The sequence below is a fragment of the Herpetosiphon geysericola genome, assembly GCF_001306135.1.
Taxonomy (GTDB): Bacteria; Chloroflexota; Chloroflexia; order Chloroflexales; family Herpetosiphonaceae; genus Herpetosiphon; species Herpetosiphon geysericola.
Window position 1 is genome coordinate 145,966 of record NZ_LGKP01000012.1, and the last position, 18,886, is coordinate 164,851.

Annotated in this window: 24 protein-coding genes; 12 read left to right on the forward strand and 12 right to left on the reverse strand. The window is 50.5% G+C overall.

All coding sequences use genetic code 11. The features are described from left to right. Nucleotides 1–14: 14 nt before the first annotated feature. The 4 genes from nfi to SE18_RS06930 are packed head-to-tail and all read right to left on the reverse strand — an operon-like array spanning nucleotide 15 to nucleotide 2,334. Nucleotides 15–722, reverse strand: coding sequence for a deoxyribonuclease V (gene nfi / locus SE18_RS06915; protein WP_054533702.1), 708 nt, complete (start codon nucleotides 720–722; stop codon nucleotides 15–17). Between the two features lie 15 nt (nucleotides 723–737). Beyond that, nucleotides 738–1,490 (reverse strand): sirohydrochlorin chelatase, encoded by a 753-nt coding sequence (locus SE18_RS06920; RefSeq protein WP_054533703.1) that lies wholly within the window; start codon nucleotides 1,488–1,490, stop codon nucleotides 738–740. Between the two features lie 13 nt (nucleotides 1,491–1,503). Then, nucleotides 1,504–2,004 carry a tetratricopeptide repeat protein gene (locus tag SE18_RS06925; protein WP_054533704.1) on the reverse strand — a complete coding sequence of 167 codons (501 nt, stop codon included), beginning with the start codon at nucleotides 2,002–2,004 and terminating at the stop codon, nucleotides 1,504–1,506. Between the two features lie 27 nt (nucleotides 2,005–2,031). Further along, nucleotides 2,032–2,334: a DUF3467 domain-containing protein gene (locus SE18_RS06930; protein WP_054533705.1), complete on the reverse strand. Its 303-nt coding sequence runs from the start codon at nucleotides 2,332–2,334 to the stop codon at nucleotides 2,032–2,034. A gap of 103 nt (nucleotides 2,335–2,437) precedes the next feature. Between SE18_RS06930 and SE18_RS06935 the strand changes: the two genes are divergently transcribed. The 3 genes from SE18_RS06935 to SE18_RS06945 are packed head-to-tail and all read left to right on the forward strand — an operon-like array spanning nucleotide 2,438 to nucleotide 4,750. Then, on the forward strand, nucleotides 2,438–3,367 hold the full coding sequence (locus tag SE18_RS06935) for a site-specific DNA-methyltransferase (RefSeq protein WP_054533706.1): 930 nt from the start codon (nucleotides 2,438–2,440) through the stop codon (nucleotides 3,365–3,367). Next, nucleotides 3,364–4,077, forward strand: coding sequence for an SDR family oxidoreductase (locus SE18_RS06940; RefSeq protein WP_054533707.1), 714 nt, complete (start codon nucleotides 3,364–3,366; stop codon nucleotides 4,075–4,077). The genes SE18_RS06935 and SE18_RS06940 overlap by 4 nt, the downstream gene beginning before the upstream one ends. Nucleotides 4,078–4,093: 16 nt before the next feature. Further along, the gene (locus SE18_RS06945; RefSeq protein WP_054533708.1) at nucleotides 4,094–4,750 is read left to right on the forward strand and encodes an alpha/beta hydrolase; all 657 of its coding nucleotides are present in this window, start codon (nucleotides 4,094–4,096) and stop codon (nucleotides 4,748–4,750) included. 222 nt (nucleotides 4,751–4,972) lie between these two features. On the opposite strand, the gene SE18_RS06950 is transcribed toward SE18_RS06945, so the two are convergent. Continuing rightward, complete coding sequence (locus tag SE18_RS06950) at nucleotides 4,973–6,202, reverse strand: hypothetical protein (RefSeq protein ID WP_054533709.1); 1,230 nt, start codon at nucleotides 6,200–6,202, stop codon at nucleotides 4,973–4,975. Between the two features lie 154 nt (nucleotides 6,203–6,356). On the opposite strand from SE18_RS06950, the gene SE18_RS06955 reads away from it, so the two are divergent. After that, a complete protein-coding gene (locus SE18_RS06955) occupies nucleotides 6,357–7,367 on the forward strand; it encodes an MBL fold metallo-hydrolase (protein WP_054533710.1) in 1,011 nt (336 codons plus the stop codon). 370 nt (nucleotides 7,368–7,737) lie between these two features. On the opposite strand, the gene SE18_RS06960 is transcribed toward SE18_RS06955, so the two are convergent. Next, complete coding sequence (locus SE18_RS06960; protein WP_054533711.1) at nucleotides 7,738–9,198, reverse strand: hypothetical protein; 1,461 nt, start codon at nucleotides 9,196–9,198, stop codon at nucleotides 7,738–7,740. 449 nt (nucleotides 9,199–9,647) lie between these two features. On the opposite strand from SE18_RS06960, the gene modA reads away from it, so the two are divergent. Then, complete coding sequence (gene modA / locus SE18_RS06965) at nucleotides 9,648–10,841, forward strand: molybdate ABC transporter substrate-binding protein (RefSeq protein WP_054533712.1); 1,194 nt, start codon at nucleotides 9,648–9,650, stop codon at nucleotides 10,839–10,841. A 44-nt stretch (nucleotides 10,842–10,885) separates the two neighbouring features. On the opposite strand, the gene SE18_RS27945 is transcribed toward modA, so the two are convergent. From SE18_RS27945 to SE18_RS06975, 4 genes are read right to left on the reverse strand one after another with little or no spacing between them, the layout of a single operon-like run. Then, a complete protein-coding gene (locus SE18_RS27945) occupies nucleotides 10,886–11,122 on the reverse strand; it encodes a transposase (RefSeq protein ID WP_236706819.1) in 237 nt (78 codons plus the stop codon). After that, nucleotides 11,119–11,487: an RNA-guided endonuclease InsQ/TnpB family protein gene (locus SE18_RS27950; protein WP_236706822.1), complete on the reverse strand. Its 369-nt coding sequence runs from the start codon at nucleotides 11,485–11,487 to the stop codon at nucleotides 11,119–11,121. The genes SE18_RS27945 and SE18_RS27950 overlap by 4 nt, the downstream gene beginning before the upstream one ends. A gap of 8 nt (nucleotides 11,488–11,495) precedes the next feature. Continuing rightward, complete coding sequence (locus SE18_RS27955) at nucleotides 11,496–12,128, reverse strand: RNA-guided endonuclease InsQ/TnpB family protein (RefSeq protein WP_236706824.1); 633 nt, start codon at nucleotides 12,126–12,128, stop codon at nucleotides 11,496–11,498. A gap of 28 nt (nucleotides 12,129–12,156) precedes the next feature. Continuing rightward, the gene (locus SE18_RS06975; RefSeq protein WP_054533713.1) at nucleotides 12,157–12,780 is read right to left on the reverse strand and encodes a hypothetical protein; all 624 of its coding nucleotides are present in this window, start codon (nucleotides 12,778–12,780) and stop codon (nucleotides 12,157–12,159) included. Nucleotides 12,781–12,968: 188 nt separating this feature from the next. Between SE18_RS06975 and SE18_RS06980 the strand changes: the two genes are divergently transcribed. The 5 genes from SE18_RS06980 (at nucleotide 12,969) to SE18_RS06990 (ending at nucleotide 15,368) form a co-directional block, all read left to right on the forward strand. Further along, nucleotides 12,969–13,229, forward strand: coding sequence for a helix-turn-helix domain-containing protein (locus SE18_RS06980; RefSeq protein WP_054533714.1), 261 nt, complete (start codon nucleotides 12,969–12,971; stop codon nucleotides 13,227–13,229). A 134-nt stretch (nucleotides 13,230–13,363) separates the two neighbouring features. Further along, entirely contained in the window at nucleotides 13,364–13,570 is a 207-nt protein-coding gene (locus SE18_RS28320) for an HNH endonuclease (protein WP_407928474.1), read from the forward strand. A 34-nt stretch (nucleotides 13,571–13,604) separates the two neighbouring features. After that, nucleotides 13,605–13,745: a helix-turn-helix domain-containing protein gene (locus SE18_RS28325; RefSeq protein WP_407928475.1), complete on the forward strand. Its 141-nt coding sequence runs from the start codon at nucleotides 13,605–13,607 to the stop codon at nucleotides 13,743–13,745. Between the two features lie 340 nt (nucleotides 13,746–14,085). Further along, nucleotides 14,086–14,877, forward strand: coding sequence for an ABC transporter permease (locus tag SE18_RS06985; protein ID WP_054533715.1), 792 nt, complete (start codon nucleotides 14,086–14,088; stop codon nucleotides 14,875–14,877). Nucleotides 14,878–14,996: 119 nt separating this feature from the next. After that, nucleotides 14,997–15,368 (forward strand): hypothetical protein, encoded by a 372-nt coding sequence (locus tag SE18_RS06990; RefSeq protein WP_054533716.1) that lies wholly within the window; start codon nucleotides 14,997–14,999, stop codon nucleotides 15,366–15,368. A 61-nt stretch (nucleotides 15,369–15,429) separates the two neighbouring features. Here the strand turns inward: SE18_RS06990 and SE18_RS06995 are convergent, their stop codons facing one another. After that, complete coding sequence (locus SE18_RS06995; protein WP_054533717.1) at nucleotides 15,430–15,723, reverse strand: hypothetical protein; 294 nt, start codon at nucleotides 15,721–15,723, stop codon at nucleotides 15,430–15,432. Between the two features lie 224 nt (nucleotides 15,724–15,947). Here SE18_RS06995 and SE18_RS07000 point away from each other — a divergent pair, with 224 nt between their 5' ends. Beyond that, nucleotides 15,948–16,244: a hypothetical protein gene (locus SE18_RS07000; protein WP_054533718.1), complete on the forward strand. Its 297-nt coding sequence runs from the start codon at nucleotides 15,948–15,950 to the stop codon at nucleotides 16,242–16,244. 55 nt (nucleotides 16,245–16,299) lie between these two features. After that, entirely contained in the window at nucleotides 16,300–17,364 is a 1,065-nt protein-coding gene (locus SE18_RS07005) for a DUF6745 domain-containing protein (RefSeq protein ID WP_152976571.1), read from the forward strand. Nucleotides 17,365–17,409: 45 nt separating this feature from the next. Here the strand turns inward: SE18_RS07005 and SE18_RS07010 are convergent, their stop codons facing one another. Further along, complete coding sequence (locus SE18_RS07010) at nucleotides 17,410–18,780, reverse strand: cytochrome P450 (protein ID WP_054533720.1); 1,371 nt, start codon at nucleotides 18,778–18,780, stop codon at nucleotides 17,410–17,412. Between the last annotated feature and the right edge of the window lie 106 nt (nucleotides 18,781–18,886).

Below are 18,886 nucleotides of genomic sequence, written 5' to 3' on the forward strand. Positions count from 1 at the left end.
GGATGAGGGCATGCTTAGCCTAGTGGCAATTGCAACCCGCCATTATTGGCTTTATCTTTGGAAAGTTGGTCGGCATAGCGCGTGGTTTCGGGTAAACGATATTTGGTTGTGCAGCGCAACACCACATCAACCGCAGTGGCAATGCTTACTCGATGGCCAGGCGAGATGTAGAGTGGCTTGGTGCCAGCGCGGGTGCGCACGACGGCCCCAATTTGTTCGCCTTTATCAAAGACTGGAACCCACGCGCCTTGCTCGTCGGGCACTGGCGCGTGTTTGCCACATAAGTAGCTTTTGCCGACGCCAATTGTCGGCAGATCAGTCAAAATGCCCAAGTGGGCGGCGATGCCAAAGCGGCGTGGGTGCATAATGCCCATGCCATCACAGAGCAGCATATCGGGCAAATGCTGCAATTGCTCCAACGCCGCCAAAACGGCGGGAATTTCGCGAAACGACAATAATCCTGGAATGTAGGGAAAGGTGGTTGGTCGTCGTACCAAGGTTTTTTCGCTTGGCTGGAGCGCTGGAAAATTCAATGTAACGATCGCTGCCCGAGTCGTTGCGCCATCATCCTCAAAGGCTGCATCGACTCCGGCGACGGTTTGCAATGGCTGGGCAAAATCATCAACGATTCGCACTTGCTCGCGCAGCTGCATTTGTAGATCAATCGCTTGCTCAGGGGTTAAATCCCAGCTATGGATTTGGCTATTTGGAAAACGCTGCATGCTTCCTCCGCAACCTCAGCCATGGATTGACCGTCGCTCAGCTGCTCGATCAGTCAAGACATCGATCAATAATTCATCATAATCGAGGTGCTGAGCCAGCACAATCTGCACATGGACATGGCGTTCGCGGCCTGCCTGAATAATTTCGGGCAAATCTTCGCGCACATGGCTGCCAAATTGAATAAAATAGGGCACGGCCACAATCTGCTCAAGCCCTTGGGCGATCAATTCATCAAGCGCCGCAGGAATGCTCGGCTCATTTAAATCCATAAAACAGACCTGCACTGCGGCCCATGGCGTGGCTTGGAGCACTCGTTCGGCCACTGCCTGAATTGGGGCATTTGAGGCTGGGCGCGGGCTACCATGAACTAAAATCAACAACCCTGCTTGAGCATATTCAAGCGCTGGCCATGCTTGATCTGCACGTTTTTGCACTAATTGGGCCAAGGCTGGGTGCTCGCCAAACGCCGGAGCAAGATTAAACGCCACATGTGGATAATAGCTGGCGATTTGCTCAACTTGTTGACGTAACGTGACCTGCACAAAATAGCCATCGATCAAAAAATAGGGCAACACACTAATTTCGGTTGCGCCCTGCTCGACCAAACGGGCGGTTGCTTGGGCCAAATCAGGCTGGCTATAATTAAGAAAGCCCGCCTCGGCTAAGGCGGCCACGCCACGTTCGCGCAGCCGCGCCGCCAAGCGCAACATGGTTGCGCCCGAAGCTGGCAACAAACTGCCATGACCAATAATTAATAATCCATGCATTACAGTGCTTCCATTATTTTTGCAAAAAATCGATCATATTTTTAGCATTGGCGCGCCAAGTTGGGCTTGGATCACGCGCAACACAGGCCTGAAAATCAGCCAAAGCCTCGGCATGCAAATCCAAATCCATATAGGCTTCAGCGCGATAGCAATAGGCCATATAGCGATCAGGATGCTGCTTAATCACCGCACTAAAATCATCAACAGCTGCCTGAATTGCATCTGCTCGGAGCGCCAAACTCCAGCGCAAATCAAACGGTTCCTCGTATTCTACGCTCCAATCCATGGCGTTTACATAAGCGGCGCGGGCCGTATCCCACTTGCCGTTGAGCATAGCGTTATCAGCTTGGTCAATATAGATGAGCGACACGGCGGTGCGCCCAAAATAAATAACTGGGTAACACAAGGCCACAATTAAAAAACCCAGCACAATCACCCAGCCCAAGGGCAAGCGATGATACCAACGATTGCGGCTAGCGGGCAATGGCGAAAGCAAGCGCGATGGATTCGACATTTACATTCTCCTCAAGCGTCATTTTGGTTATTCGTTTAAATTAACTTGGCTAATAAAATGTTCTAAGTTGCCAAGTTTCATGTCGTTTAATAATGCGCTTGGTAGCTCAATTACGCCGATAGCATGCTCATAGGCGGCAACATGTTTCAGCAACATCAAAGCAAGTACCTTGGTATGTTGCGGACTCATCATTATTCGCGCTACTGGCTGCACGCTAGCGGTGTTATTGCGCACATCTTCGACACAGGCAAAGTCGATGGTAAAATCGTAAGGGCTACCGCTAATTTGCACTTGATTCGCATAGGCAGCGCGTGAAGTTTGGTCGCTCATACACAGTTCTCCTTAACATAAGTATTCTAAAACAATCCAATCAAAGCCGACTCGTTCAATGCTACAATAGCGCCAGCCTGTGTTAGCGAAAGAAGGAGCCGCTATGAGCGATTCAGAAGCGCAACAGCCGCACCACCGCAACCAGTTAAACGATTTGCTGGGCCGCGAATGGCTGTATGCAACGCGATCGATTGCGCTTACTGGTACGCCGCCAACGCCACTCAATGATTTAACGCCTGAAGAATGGGCGGCATGGTCGGGGCCAGTTTTAGCCAGTGCCTACCCAACCCGTGGCTCTGCCTCAGCAGCGCATCACATTCGCAAAGCGCATCCATCGCCCAAACCACCAGCGTTGCTCAGCGAAATTATTCGGTTTTTTACCAAACCAAACGGTTGGGTGCTCGACCCGTTTGCCGGAGTTGGTGGAACCTTGCTCGCTTGCGCCCAAACCCAACGCCAAGCAATCGGCATTGAATTATCGCAGCAGTATATTGAATTGTATGGCCAAGCGGCTGATGCCTTGGCTTTACCCCGCTTGCCTGTCTTGCAGGGCGATGCCCGCGAAGTGCTCAATAGCCCAAGCATTCAGCACCAGCAATTTGATTTGGTCTTGACCGACCCGCCCTATAGCTCGATGCTCAGTCGGGCGCGAACTGGCCAGCGCCGCAAACATGGCAATGCTGCTGCCACGCCCTTCACCGACGATCCTGCTGATTTGGGCAATGTAGACTACCCAACCTTTCTGCGCGAACTCACCAAGATTGTGGCGCAAAGCTTGCAACCACTGCGGGTTGGCGGCCATTTGGTCTTATTTGTCAAAGACCTGCAACCAACTCCTGAGCATCATAACATGCTCCATGCCGATATTGTGTCAGCGTTGTATCAGTTGTCGCAACTGCGCTATCGCGGCTATCGGATTTGGTACGATCAAAGTGCAATGTTGTATCCGTTTGGCTATCCCTATAGTTTTGTTGCCAATCAGGTGCATCAATTTTTGTTGATTTTTCAGAAGCAGGCTGAGGAGAAGCTATGAGCAATGGTTGGGCAATCGTCACTGGTGGCGCACGTCGTTTGGGCAAATCCATCGCCTTGGAATTAGCCAGCGCAGGCTACGATTTAATTATTCACTACAATTCATCGCACGCTGAGGCTGAAGCAACCTGTGCTGAAATTCAGGCTCTTGGCCGTGAAGCGTGGGCTTATAGCGCCGATTTGCGCGATGTTGCGGCGATTGAAGCCATGTTTGCGGCGATTGAAACCCGTTGTGGTACGTTGGCGGTGTTGGTCAATAGCGCTGCCGATTTTCCGCGTACCCCAGTTGGCAGCGTGAGGATCGAAGAATGGGATTCATTGATGGCGATTAATCAGCGTGCGCCGTTTTTCTGTGCTCAAGCAGCCGCCACATTGATGGCAGAGCATGGCGTGATTGTGAATATTGCCGATGTTGGCGGCGAAGTGCCATGGCCCAGCTTTGTGCCCTATGGCATGACCAAAGCCGCAATTATTATGATGACCCGTGGCTTGGCCTTGGCCTTGGCTCCCAAAATTCGGGTTGGCGCGGTCGGGCCGGGCGTGGCACTCTTGCCCGATGGTTGGCACGAAGATAGCAATGCGCTTAACAAAATTCCACTTAAACGGCTTGGCGTGCCCGAAGATATTGCCAAAGCCGTGCGATTTATCGTCGAAGCGCCCTATTTTACTGGCGAAACGATCTTTGTTGATGGCGGTCGCCGTTGGGCCTAAGGAGTAACGAAGCAATATGAGTCAATTTTCGCTCACTCACGAGGTTGCCAAACCTCGTCAACCAAGTGCGAACGGCAAACCTCCGCTTTTGGTGATGTTACATGGCGTAGGATCGAACGAACGCGATTTGTTGCCATTAGCCCAATATCTTGACCCGCGTTTGTGTGTGGTTGCTGCTCGGGCGCCGCATCGCTACCAATTTGGTGGTTTTTCGTGGTTCGATATTCAGTGGCATGCCAAAGGGTTTAATATCGACACCAACCAAGCCCAACAAAGCTGGGAAACAGTCCAGCGCTTTTTGGGCGAGGCATGCAGCGCCTACGATTGCGATCCGCAGCGAATTTATTTGGGTGGTTTTTCGCAGGGCGCAATTATGAGCTTGGGCGCAACCCTGACCAAACCAGAACTCATTGCGGGCACTATTTTGATGAGTGGCCGTTGGATGCCCGAAGTTGGACCGCAAACCGACCGCGAGCATATCGCCAACAAGCCAATTTTAGCAGTCCATGGCCTCTACGATGAGGTGATTCCAATTCAGTATGGGCGAGCGATTCGCGATTTTCTGCAAACCTTGCCAGTCCAGTTGGAATATCATGAATTTACCATGGGCCACGAAATTAATCTCGATAGTTTGCAAGTGGTGGTGAATTGGCTTAATCAGCAACTTGGTTAAGGGAGCTAAATAGATTAAATGATTGGCCAGGGCGATCAATCAACCGCACTTTCTCTTGAATGAATTGGCTACTTAGCCTACCAACAAATGTTATTTTAGGGGGTGCAGGGGGATTAAAGCCCCCTGCGTTTCCCGCCTTGAGGCGGGACGGAAGGGTGGTGAATAAGCGCTATTTGCTGCTAGGATTGATTCCAAATCTCCCTGCTTGCTAGTAAACTTTTTTTACCCTTTATAACACTGATTTGCTTGCTCAATGACCCATTGCTCAAGCAGTGATGGGTAAATTTGCTCGCTGAGCAAGGTGCCAAAACGTTCGACCCGATCGCCGCGCTCAAACCAGCGACTAATCAGTTGCTCGCCGTAGAAATAGCTGAAGATGTAGGCTCGCCACAAGGGAGCGCTGATAAAGCGCATGCGTTGTTGGGCACGCTCTTCACTGGTCAGCCCATAACGCACCAAATAATCCACAACTTCATTGGCAGGCCGACCTTCGGCGTGCAATAACAGGGCTGCATTGCCAGCCACCCCAGCTAAAGCTTTCATTGCAAGGTTAATCCGCAGTTCTTGGGCAGGGTCGCCAGCGATGCCAACCTTGGGATAAAGATTTTGGGCTTGCCACTCAACCAATTCTTTGGGCGTGAATAAGACGCCCACAGCACTATTGGCGATGCCTTCGGCCATCACGCATTCTGGCGTGTTGAGCAAAAAGATCGAGTGCTCGGCCCAGCCTCGGTCTGCGTACAAATCGCGTTCTTTGATGCAATGTTCGGTGTGATGGCCAGGGTACGCTTCGTGAGCAACCAAGCTTGTCAAGCCGTTGAGCGCAACTGGCAAGTCGGTGTTAATATCAACCGCCGAATGATAATTGCCATAATACCAGTTATAGCCACTCCATGGCTGATTGTTGACCAAGCGAAAATCAACTTTTTCGCTGGCAGGCAAGGGATACAGGGCCAACGTTCTGCTGCGCAATTCAGTTTCAATCACCTCGATTAACGGGCGTGCTTGTTCGCCGCTGATCTCAAATTGGCGACGCCAGATTTGGGTCCGCTCAAGCACATCGCCTTGGCCTGGCAACAAGCTATCGAGTTCTTCAATTGCTTCTTCAAACAGCGCTTCATCGATCATCGCTGGCTCAATATCGAAGCAGCGCCGCACTTCCTCGCGGTAATCAAACTGCTCGCCTGCCAATTGACGGCAGGTTGTCGCCATGGCTGCAACTTGCTTGCGCAAATAGGTGCGGCGGCGAATTGGCAAATCGCTCGTTTCAATCTGCTCAAGCAATTGGTCGGCAGCTTGCACCAGCTGATTGGTTGGCCAAGTGACGCTATCCAACACTTGGTCGCGCAAATAATTTGGGCCACAATAGGCATCAACATAGCCATCGATATGCTGGCTAATTCGAAAAGCTAGCTCGATATAGGCGAGGCCGATTGGTTCAAAAATAGGCATTGCTGAAGATCCTCACAACACAACATCGCAATTCATTGTACCCCAAAGCCTCGCCGTTAATGGTTGATCATAACTTATTCATCATTCTGGCCGATTATTTGATTGCCAGCGTGTTATGCTCAATTCAGCTAAATTTTCTGTTTGAGGAACGCTCATGCGCAGTCGAAAACAACGTATGTTGGCATCGCCATACTATCGCAATAACCAATTTCAAAATTTGTATCCAACCACGATGATGCAAGCGAATTCAATGTTTTCGACCTTGCAGCGCCAATTTTTTGGCAAAGAACAACGGCGGCCAAGCAAGCCACTGCCAAGCGCCTGGCCCGGCCAAAGCTTTCATCAAACCCCGCCAGCATCAGGCTTGCGGGTGACGTGGCTCGGCCATTCAACCTTATTAATCGAATTTGCTGGGATCACAATTTTGACCGATCCGGTTTGGGCTAAGCATTTATCGCCAGTCCAAGGCATTGGGCCACAGCGCTTTCAACATGCGCCGATTGCGCTTGAGCAATTGCCAGCAATCGATTTAGTGCTGCTTTCGCACGACCATTACGATCATCTTGATAAACAGACGATTCGCTGGCTGGCGCGGGGCACAATGCCGTTCGTCACAGCGCTGGGAGTTGGCGCGCATTTGGAGCATTGGGGCGTTGCCAGCAGCCGCATCCACGAGCTTGATTGGTGGGAAGAACTGCATTTGGCTGAATTTGATTTGACGATTGCCGCCGTGCCAGCTCAACACTTCTCTGGCCGTGGGATCAAACGCAACAGCACGCTGTGGGCTTCGTGGGTCGTGATGAGTCCAAGCTCCCGCATTTACGTTGGGTGCGATAGTGGCATGTTTGCTGGTTTTGAGGATATTGGCCAACGCTATGGCCCATTCGACTTTGCCACCATTGAAATGGCTCAATACGATGTTGCGTGGCCAGGCGTGCATATGCAGCCAGAAGAAGCCTTGCAAGCAGCCGAAATGTTGCAAGCTCGCACGATGTTGCCCGTGCATTGGGGCGCCTATTGCCTCTCGCTGCACGCGTGGGATGAGCCGATTGAGCGCTTGCTCAAAGCCGCTGAGGGCAGCCCAATTGCTATTCTCACCCCGCAACTTGGACAGCCAGTCGAGCCAAGCCAGCCAGTTGGCCTAAGCACATGGTGGCGCGACTAAGCCAAAAGTCAGAAGTCAAAAGTCAGAAGTCAAAAGTCAGAAGTCAAAAGCTGAGAGTTGGCAAGGAAGAACAAAGAGCATAGGGAGTTGGGGAGCGGTATTTTAACGCAGAGGCGCAGAGCATGAAGGGCTATAGGCTTTTGGCTGATGGCTATCGGCTATTGGAACAATAATCTGAATAATCTGTGCCAATCTGTGGCTAAAAATCGTGCTTCGCGCTCTTCGTGGTTTCGCGCTAGGGATCGGGGGCTAGGGATCGGGTACGGGTTCAATCCCCAGCTTCTTTGCAAAATTCACCTATTCTCCCAATAGCCGATAGCCCAGAGCCTCACTTCCTCTGCGGCTCTGCGTTAAAGCTATCCGAATTAACCTAGCGGGGATAGACGATCAGCGGCACGACCTTGCCAAGCGCCAGTGGGAGGGTTTGCTGGCCAGTCGTAAGATCGCAGAAAATCAACAATGCTTCGCCTTTAACATACGCAATCATTGCCAACAGATTGGGGCGAATCAACTTGATCGAGCCAGTACGGGCCGGTAAAACAATATCAGCTAGTTGTTGTTGATCGGCGATGCGAAACACGAGGGCGTGGCGTTGCTGTTTAATTGGCGAGGCCTCATCGCAGGTGGCGGTGGCTCTAGATTGGTTCCATTTCCATGGAGTCTGCGGGTCACAGGTCAAGGCTAAGAGATATTGGCTATCAGTTGACCACAGCAGCATCGTTCCATCAACTGCTGAAATATAATGAGTTAACTTCTCACGCACAGTATCAGGATTTACCTCAATTGCCAATTCGCCCAAGGCGCGTTGCTGTTCAATCGAATATAAGCGAATGTTGCCTGGGGTCGGATCAATATCTTCGGTTCTTGTTGGGTGATAAAGATAGGCTAAATAACGGCCATCTGGCGAGATTGATAAATGGTCAATCTTAACAGTATCATTCGCTGGTTCAACAACCAGATCAGTATTGGTTTGCAGATGCTTAATCCCAACCATGGATTTTTCGCCTGCTTTAGCAAACGCCAATAGGCCATGCTGAATATCGATGAAGTAATCATCAAACCCTCCTTCACCACCAACATTCCAATACCCCTCCTTAGTATTTGACTCAGGACTGCTTGGATCAAATCGGTGGATTGATGAACTATGTCTGCCTGAAATCTCATAAATGCCGCTATCTGACCACCCAATGAAATAGTGTTGTACGCGAAAATCGGTTGCTACTTCGCCGATATAGCTTGTAACACCAGTCTGTAGATTGGTTAATTCTAGCCTAGTTGTATCCGATGAGGTTGATTCCCCAACCTTCAAGCTGCGAACGGCTACATAATCAAGCTTGGGTGAAAATTGAGCGTCAATTTGCCATGAAATCTCGGCATGATCCGTAAAAACGCGAGCTGAAAAGGGTTTGTCGTGGAGAGGGTTGGGTACATAAATTGGTAACGGCAAGCCTTGTTCACGATCGATCAAGCCATAGGTTTCGATGGTAATAGTGGTTTGCTGACCAAGGCCATTAATTGAAAGTAATTGGGCTGGATAGATACCCTCCTCAACACCGACCTCAGCTGGGAGCAATGCACTTATGGCTGGGTCTTTTTTGGCTAATGCCAACCAAACCAACGGCTCGGTTTGGGTTAGCACCAAGGGGTTGGTCAACGAGGCGGCCTGCAAGTTAGCGCTTGTCGTAATCACAATCGTCAAGGGGCTAGTTTGGGCCGACGTTGGGGTGGTTTGATCTGCCCGATTACTGTGTTGGTCTGGAACGCCACACGCCACCATGAGCCATAAAGCACTGAAGATTCCAGCCAAGCCAAAGAGCCATGATCGTCGCATTCGTCTCGTCCTCACTCACAAATGTGGATTGCTCCTACTATACCAAGCTGATAATGAACCCAAATGCTAAGCAGCTGAGAAATTGCTGATATGCGCTGGTGAATTGTTGGGGTTGGAGATTGGAAAGGAAGAACAAAGAGCAAAGAACATAGAACATAGCGAAATTATGAATTATGAAGGATGAAAGCCAATAGCCAAGAACCCAAAGCCCAATCCTCAACATCTGTGGCAATCTGTGGCAAAAAAACTTAACCTTCGCGCTCTTTGTGCTCTTCGCGGTTTCGTCCTTCGTGTTCCTTCGTGTCCTTCGTGGATCAAGCTCGCAATTCCAAATCCGCCTTTAACTTTCCTCCTTCATAATTCTTCCTTCTTACTTGATTAACGTGGTATGCTAGGCGCTTGAAAACGGCAATAAACCCTAATTGTGGGTCTGAATAAGGACGTTGAGAATGAAGCTGCTGCATCGAATCGGATTCTTCGGGTTGAGCCTTGGGTTATTGGCCTGTGGCGCGACAAACGCGCCTGCGCCAACCACCCCCGCCAACCCAACCAACGCTGCCCCAAACTTGAGTGGCGAGATTAATGTTTTTGCGGCAGCCTCGCTCACTGGCGCATTTACGCAAATTGGCAACGACTTTCAGACAACCCATCCTGGTACGAAGATTAATTTCAATTTTGCTGGCTCCGATCAATTGGCAACCCAAATGATCCAAGGTGCGCCCGCCGATGTCTTTGCTTCGGCAAACTCGCAACAAATGCAAGTCGTGGTTGATGCTGGCGTGATTAACGATGCAGCGCGCCAACCATTTGCCCGCAATCGCTTGATTGTGATTTATCCCCAAGATAATCCTGGCCAAATTCAACGCTTGCAGGATTTAGCCAAGCCCAATTTGAAACTGGTTTTGGCCAGTGCTAGTGTGCCAGTTGGCAATTATGCCTTGGATTTTTTGGCCAAAGCTTCCGCCTTGCCAGAATATGGCACTAGCTATAGCCCAACCGTCTTGTTGAATGTGGTTTCGTATGAGGCCAATGTCAAAGCCGTGTTGAGCAAAATTTCGCTTGGCGAGGCCGATGCAGGCATTGTCTATAGCACCGATGCCGCTTCGATTAGCGATGGTAGCATTGGCACGTTGACAATTCCTGATGAACTGAATACGATCGCCACATATCCGATTGCAACTACTCAAAATAGTGCCAACCCAAGCTTAGCGCAAGCCTTTATCGATCAGGTTTTGGCGACTGAAGGCCAGCAAATTTTGCTGCGTTATGGCTTTATCACCGTCAGCGATGCTCCAGCGAGCACGACCAACCAACTGTTGATTGAAGGCAATCTGACGACTCCGCTCACCTTGACCGCCGATTTGCTCAAAACCTACGAACTCCAACAAGTCGAATTTGCTGATGAGCGTTTTCGTGGCCTAGGCATTGGCCAACTGTTAATTCAAATTCAACCCAAGGCCGATGCCAAAACCTTCACCTTTATTGGCAGCGATGGCAACCAAAGTGTTGTGCCAATTGCCGACTTAACTGCCGATCCACGAGCGATTATTGCGCTGGATAGCGATGGCAGTTTTACCAGTATTGTGCCAAGTGCCACAAACGCCAACCAAATTAAAAAGCTGGTCAAAATCACGGTAGAGTGAACTACCACGCCCACGAGGGGCGTGGCTTCTGCCTTCAACGACAGCTACCAGCATTTCGCTGGGTTTACACCATCTCCAGCAGCGTTTTGGCTTTCCGTCGTCCCAACGGCAAGCAGGCGTATTCCTTCATGCAACATGTTGATCGCGGCGTTGCCATCCCGATCATGGGTCGTGCCACAGGTGGAGCATGTCCACACCCGATCCGCCAGCGTCAAGGCGGTTTTGGTCTGGCAGTGATGACACGTCTTTGATGAGGCGTAGAACCGCCCAACCTTAATCACCCGTCGTCCGTGCCATTCGGCTTTTCCTGCAATCGTTGCATGAAGGTACTCAGGGCGGCATCGCTGAATGACTTAGCCAGCTTGGTTCTCGCGAGGCCTTTAATAGTCAGGTCTTCGATGCACACCACGTCGAATCGTTGAACGATCCCCAACGCATGCTTATGAAGCCAATCGGCGCGTTGGTTGTTGATTTTCTGGTGAATTTTTGCGACACGCTTACGGGCTTTAGCGCGGTTGTTGCTGCCCTTTTGAGCGCGTGCAAGTTTGCGCTGCGCACGGGCAAGTTTCTTCTGGCTGCGGCGGTAGAACTTGGGTGGTACGGTCTTCTCGCCCGTTGACAGCGTGGTGAAGGATTCAAGCCCCACATCAATGCCTACAGGGTGATCCACAGTGAGCAGAGCAAACCGACCCCGAAGCCGAAGCCAACGCCTGACCCAACATCAATGCCTACAGGGTGATCCACAGTGAGCAGAGTATCAGGGCGGTCGATATGACAGACAAAAACAACCCACCATGTGCCCGTGGCATCTTGTTTGATCGTTGCGCCCTTTGCTATCCCCATGAGTGGCCGATGAATGATCGCCCGCATCAGCCCGATTTTTGGCACGCTGATCGTGTGTTCATCGACCACGACCACGCATTGAGGGAAACGCAGACTGTGCGGCGTGATTTTGCGTGCTTTGAAGCGCGGATACTTGGCGCGTTTGGCGAAAAAGTTGGTGAAGGCGATTTCCAAATCCATCAGGCTTTGTTGCAAGGGTTGCGAATGACAATCACGCAAAAATGCCGTTTTGGGCTGACGTTTCAAACCAACCAGCATCGCCGCAAGCCGTTGATAGCTCAGCCGTTGACCCGTTGCTTGGTAGTGGGTTTGCTTGCAGTGCAATGCCCAATCGGGTACCCGCTGGGTGACAAAGCGTCGGCAACCTGCCCACTGGACCAAGGTTTCGACCTGGGCAGGTGTGGGTTGCAGATGGTATTTATAGCAACGGGTCACAGTTCGCATAATCAGGCTTCCTACTAATCAGCGAACCCTACCGCCCGTAGCGTTCCTGCCATTGGGCATATTCAATCTCATCGTGAACGCGCTGTTGATTAGCTCGCTCATTCTGTTCAATCATGGCAACCACCTGCGGCATGCGCATGAAGGTCAGGAGTAAGTGGGCATCATAGGGGCGTAAGCGTAAGCACACCTTGCCGCTGGCAATCTCTAGCACGCCATCGGTCAAATCAATGTCAAGGTCGCCAAGTTGGTAGGCAACTCTGGCGGGTAAGGTAGGGTCAAGGGCGACGAAGGTAGGTGTTGGTGCAGCAGGGATAGCGGGTGCTAGTTCGTCAACCGTTGGTTCAGGGGTTGCATCCTCAGATGATACAACCATAACTTCTTCAATGATGACTTCAGCGGTTTCTTCAGCAGCCAAGGCGGTGACAACTTCCAAGGCAACTTCAGCTTCTTCGGGTGTAAGGTCGCTCATATCGGCATGCGCGGCGCGGCGCAACAGATCATAGACCAATTCGTTCAAGCGGCTCTCGCCCTCGCTATAGGAACTGGTATAGCCGATCAATTCGCCGTTCAGGTACAAGGCAAAGTCTTCGGTGATACGGTCGAAACGGATTTCTTTAGTGAAGGCTGGTGTGGTAGAATTAGTAGCGGTCATTTGAAAGCCTCAATCTTTCTGTGACTATGCCCTGTTGATGTTCATAGCACCAACAGGGCGCTTTTGTTTATTGATAAGAAAAGTATAGCACACTCTATAGAGTTATTCAATAGAGAATTATATATCATTGACTAGAGAGATGTATAGTCTTATACTGTACCTTGGACTGTTCTATTAGGAGGCGGCAAATGACCTATCTGCGAATCAAAGAACTTGCCGAGGAACAGGGGTTGAACATAACAACCTTTGCACGTAAGGCTGAGTTGTCCTACACAACAGCCCACAATCTCTGGCACGACAGGACAGATCAACTCAACAGAAGAACTCTTGACCGCGCCGCAACGGCGTTAGGGGTAACTGTTTCAGATCTTTTCGGCGGCAAGCCAGGTGTGCCACAGGAATCCGATCAAGGGTCGGATGAGGGCTACACCAAGCGCAGTGGGGTATAACAATGGATGGCATAACAGATGAGTTGATAGCAGCATTTTGGGCAAAAGTGGATCATTCTGGTGGTCCTGATGCCTGTTGGCCTTGTGGCAAGGGATACAGCCCTCGATCTATTGAGATTTCGCCGGGCAGATATATGGTCGCAAACAGACTTGCCTACGCGCTTACCTATGGGGCAGTTGATAGCAAACTGGTGGTTCGACACCGATGCGCGAATAGTGTTTGCTGTAATCCCTCGCATCTCGTGTTGGGGACACAACGCGATAATAGCCTTGATTGGGTCGTGCGTAAGCGATTGGGCGTGAAGCGGGGTGTATTACTCATCCATGAAGAAATCATTTAACATGTCACAGTTGCAGCGCTAAAGCGGCCTGACCATTGGAATGATCCGGCGTTACTGGTATAACGAAACAACAGAGGTAAATCTAGAGGCGCTAGACAAACTGGCAACATTGCTAGGTGTTGCACCTGGTGAGCTACTGAAACACGGAGAGCACAAAGCCGAGGATAATAATTGAAGCCCTCGCTCTGCTACCAACAGCTGAGGGCGCGGCTACACCGAACCAAGGAAGGCATAGCGACGGCTATTATACGTGATAATAGTCGTTTTTTGACTGTATGGAATAGCGTAGGTTGCACGCAGTCAAAACAACCGAACCACGTTTGATTACTATTCATAAAAGAGCCTGCTATTGCTATCTTTAAAACTACTCTTCGTCAGAACGAGCACGCATGCATCCCACGCGGATAACCCACAGCGTGGGTCTTGGGGCGTGGTGTTCTGCGGCATAAACTGGATATTTGCCCAAACTTGGCAACAGGATAGGCTCCAACCTATCCTGTTTTTATGGAAGATTCATGCGAAACAAGCGCTTTGGCCGTCAATGTTGGCTTATCCTTGCTAGTTTGCCGTTGCTGGGCTTTTTGCTGATTCCATTAATTGCCTTAGCGCTGCGCGTGCCAGTTGCTGCCCTAGCTAGCACCTTTGCCAAGCAAACAGTCCGCGAAGCCCTCAGCCTTAGCATTTTGACCACCAGTAGCAGTATGCTCATTACGCTGCTTTTTGGTACGCCAATTGCGATTTTGCTAGCGCGTCCGCGCTTTCGCGGCCAAAGCTTGCTCGATACCTTGATTGATTTGCCGATGATTTTGCCGCCCTCAGTGGCTGGCATTGCCCTATTGATGGCCTTTGGGCGGCGTGGCTTGCTTGGGCAATATCTGCGCATCCTTGAGATTGAATTGCCCTTTACCACAACAGCGGTGGTGTTGGCGCAAGTGTTTGTGGCCTCACCGTTCTACATCAAAGCTGCTAGTGCTGCCTTCGCCACCATCGACCATGATCTTGAGGATGCAGCGGCGCTTGATGGAGCCAATTCGCGCCAAATTTTCTGGTTTATCAGCATTCCCTTGGCATGGACAGGCCTGGTGAGCGGAGCCGTGATGACTTGGGCTCGAGCCTTGGGTGAGTTTGGGGCAACCATCATTTTTGCTGGCAATTTCGTGGGCCGCACCCAAACCATGCCCTTGGCAATTTACCAAGGCTTTGAGCAAGATTTAAATGTGGCGCTGGTTTTGGCCCTGCTGCTGCTGGTTATTTCATTTGTAATCCTCGGCTTGGTCAAAGGCTTATTGGCGCAACGCCTGCGTTAATTTAATATTTATTAATGAAATATTCATGAATCGCCTATTGATTAACACTGTAAAATGAATAATAATCTTGAGCTATGTACCTAGCTAGGAAATTTGCTAAAATATGGAAGGATTTGGCAATGCTCAAAATATCACGGCGGTTGGTTGGTTTGTTGGTTGCAACCTGTGTTTTGGCCGTAGCGCCCTTGGTTCCGGCGGCAGCAGCGCCGCTGTTTGGGCCGTTGACCGCTGGAGTTGATTGTTATAGCAATGGTATTCAGCATAATCGTGGCGCATTCGCATGCGATGCCTACGCGAGCGGTGGAACCGGTCTCTATAGCTATACGTGGAGTGCTGGACTGAATGCAGACATTATGCAGAATGCTGGTAGCTCGGTGTATGGTGGTTGTACGCTTGGCCGCACAGGTCGGGTAAACTTGGTCGTTACTGATAGCAGCGGCGCGAGCGTCGCCGTGGTTGGCCGTTGGTATTGTAGCAGCGATGCCTCGTAAGCCTGACTAAATTGTGCAATGGGCATCGCTTTTTAGCTTCGATGTTGCATGTGATGCCCAATTAATCATCAATAATCCCCAAATGGGCCAAAATAGTATAAACATAGGCTGTATTAAAACGGGCATTGGGCATCTGCTCAGCAATATCAGCTCTGGTTAAACGCTTCAAATCAACCCCGCTCTGCAATAAAACCTCGAAATCTCGGCGCCGCAGCCAACGCTTTTTACGAGTTCGATGTGGTTCTAACCATAGTTCCTCTGCATCGACACTAAGAATTGTGAACAAACGGCGTTGAACTGTAGTAGCTAAGGTTTCGCCTGCTAAGGCCTGAACTTGTGGCCAAAAATCGCGCATAGCAGCTCCTTGTTTATCCTCATTTGTAAACTAGTCACAGTATAGCGCTGTTAGGCAATAAATCAATTGGCTAGGATCGGTTCACACTGTTTTATTCATAATCATTGCAGGCTTGCTGTGACATTCTTTGACACGGCGCGGCGTTATACTAGCTCAGGAAGGGTCGCTGGAACGGCAGCATTCGCAGCGGCATTAGTGCTCAGCTGAGCAGAAAGGGCTTGCAAATGTGGCGACATGGTGATGTCCTCATCGCAGCAATTGATCAAATTCCAAGTGATGCAACGCCGCGTAATGGCTCAACCTTAGCTTATGGCGAAGTCACTGGCCATAGCCATCGTTTCAAATTGGCCGATACGGTTGCGCTGTGGCAACGCGGCGATTCACTGTTCGTCGAAGTGACTGCTGATAACGCCCAACTGATTCACGAAGAACATTCCATGATCGAATTGCCACGCGGCAATTATCGGGTCTGGATGCAACGCGAATATTCACCGCAAGAAATTCGGCGGGTTGTTGATTAATGCTGCTGCTGGTGGTAATGCTTGCCCATTACCACCAGCCTTTGAGGATAGTTTGATGCACGATGAAATGATGACTGCCGCCACAGCCTTAGCTCAAATTCGCGCTGGTGTTGAAGATCTTGGTGGCCAGCCAATTAGTGGCACGTTGGTGTTGGATAAAGATATTGAATTTTTGCCACGCGGCATTGTCGCAACCGCAATCGAAGCCAAACATTGTACTAAATTGCGCTATTTGCCCAGCGATTTGCACGCAGGCCGTTTGGATTTGAGCGGTTGTACTGGCTTGACCAGCATTCCTGAAGGTTTGCACTGCTTTGAACTTGATCTGCGTAATACCAATCTTGAGCATTTGCCCTTGGTGCATGTGCAAAATCGCTTGAATCTCAGCAACAATATTCAGCTCAAAAGCTTGCCCCGCAATCTGAAGGTTGGCTCGTTGGTGCTGCGTGGTTGCAGTGCGCTCGAAAGCTTGCCCGAAGGTATTGATGTAAACTTTCTCGATTTGACCGATTGTGTTAATTTTCGGCGTTGGCCAAGCGCAGGCCGCATCAGCGTTGGCCGGATTGTAGCGCGCAACTGCATCAACATGCCCAATTTGCCAGCATGGCTTGGCGAATTAGCCCAATTAAGCGTGCGTGGATGCAGCAGTCTCACCGAGTTACCAGCTGGTTTGGTGGTGCATTCGTGGCTCGATTTGGGCAATACCGAAATTACCAGTTTGCCCGAACATAGCCAAGTTAGCCAATTGCGCTGGAATGGCGTACCAATCGATGAGCGCATCGCCTTTCAACCTGAGACGATCAGCGTCAGCGAAATTATCGACGAAGTGAATGTTGAGCGTCGCCGCGTGTTGCTTGAACGCAAAGGCTACGAAGAGTTTTTTGCCCAAGCAGAAGCCAAAGAGCTTGATCGCGACCGTGATACTGGTGGCGTGCGGCGGTTGCTGCAAATGCCAATGCCCAACGATGAAGATTTGGTGTGTTTGGCGGTGCAATGTCCTTCGACCGATCGTCGTTATGTTTTGCGCGTGCCGCCATCGATGCGCAGTTGCCATCAAGCAGCCGCTTGGATCGCTGGCTTCGATAATCCCGATGATTATAAATTGTTGAAAGAAACCTAGTTTGCCAGCCCCACGATCAACGGAATGATTGTGGGGCTGACCAATTTAGCGCCGTTTGAGCAGCATTGGCATGCCACCCTTGGCGCGCATTGTAATTGCCATTTCTGGCTGAACTTGGTGGCCAGTTTGCAGTTGCGGGTTGTAATGTTGAGCCACGCAGGCCAACAAGAGTGCGCCTTCCATCTCGGCCAAATTATTGCCAATGCACTTGCGCGGCCCCGCGCCAAATGGCATAAAAGCCAAATGATGGCGTGGCTGTTGGGCGTTTGGCGCAAACCGAGTTGGATCAAACTCCAACGGGTTTGCCCAAAACGCTGGATGGCGATGCAAATTGGTGATGCTCACGATCACCCGCGAATCGATTGGCAAATCGTAGCCGCCAAGTTGGGTTGGCTTGGTTACGCGACGTGGCCCAGTAATTGGCGCTGCCGGATATAGGCGCATTGCTTCTTTAAACACTTGGTTGGTGTAGGGCAAATTTGACAAATCGCTGACGCTTGGCGCGCGGCCTTGCAGCACTTGGTCAAGCTCAGCCTGCAATTGGCGGCGAATTTCGGGGTGCTCGCCGAGCAAATACCAAGCGAAGGTCAAGGTATTGGCAGTGGTTTCATGGCCAGCAGCAAAGATCGTCAGCACCTCATCGCGAATCTGCTCATTGCTCATGCGCTCGCCAGTGTCCGCATCTTGGGCTTCAAGCAACATATCGAGCAAATCTCCAAGCGGCTCGTTCATTGCCCGCCGCTGCTGAATCAAGCCAAAAATCATGCTATCAAGCACTTTGCGCGCTTGCATATAGGCCCGATTGCGTTTGGTTGGCAAGGGCAACGGCAAGCTAAAGGGATTGAAAATTTGATAATTGGCATAATCGACCGCCGCTGTGACTGCTGGCGCCAATTTGCCAACTTCGCCGAGCATATCGGCGCTAAACATCGTTTGCATAATAATGTCGAGCGTTACTTGTAGCATCTCGTGGTTCATATCGATCGGCGCTGCATTGGGCAAGGCTTGCCAGCGTTGTAGCATACGTGCTCCGGCAGCATCAATCTTTTCGCCCATTGCTGCCAAGCGTTTGCGATGGAACATCGGCTGCATCATGCGGCGTTGCACCAGCCACGATTCAGGGCTAGGATTGGAAATTAAGCCATTGCCTGCGATGATTTCTAAGCCACCATTGCCGCCAACTTTGGGAAAATCACGCTGATGATCAACCAAAATATGCTGAGCATAATGCGGATTTGAAACCACATGCATTACGCGCGAGCCAATGCGGTAGCGCACAATATCGCCATAGGCAATAAAATCGCGATCCATCGTCAGCAAAAAATCATCAATAAAATCGTGCAAATTGCCAACTAGTAACCGCCCACGTGGGCCTGGCGCAATCAAGGCAGTGTTTTTCAACGCAGTTTCAGTCATCAGGATTTCCTTTTTGATTTTTACTATCCATTTGTGTAGTATTTGACAGTGACTATACAATCGGATAGCATAATTTGTCAAGCGCGATTTTTAGGCTAGAAACGAT